This is a genomic window from Telluria sp. AZSoR62, from assembly GCF_058111565.1.
Genome location: NZ_JBYTST010000177.1, coordinates 1 through 334, shown reverse-complemented (window position 1 = coordinate 334; position 334 = coordinate 1). Strand labels below are relative to the sequence as shown.

Below are 334 nucleotides of genomic sequence, written 5' to 3'. Positions count from 1 at the left end.
GCGCTGCAGTGACCAAACGGCAGTTGCACCGCCACCTTGGCCCTAGGCTCGACAAGGATGTGCTGCTGGTAACTGACGGGCATCCCGCCTACCGGACCTTCGCGCGGGAAGCAGGCATTGCGCACGCTTTCGTCAATCTGCGCCTTGGCGAGCGGGTGCGCGGCGCGGTCCATGTGCAGAACGTGAACGGCTATCACCAGCGCTTCCGGCAGTGGCTGGCCCGGTTTTATGGCGTCGCCTCACGCTACCTGCCCAACTACCTGGGCTGGCGCTGGGCGCTCGATGGCGAGCGCATTACTTCTCCCGATATGCTGCTGCGGGCGGCGCTGGGCAT

1 protein-coding gene is annotated in these 334 nt (G+C 65.6%); it reads left to right on the top strand.

The features are described 5' to 3' along the window. A partial coding sequence (locus AC3XQU_RS23420; RefSeq protein WP_489876544.1) for an IS1595 family transposase occupies nt 1-334 on the top strand: 334 nt, incomplete at both ends.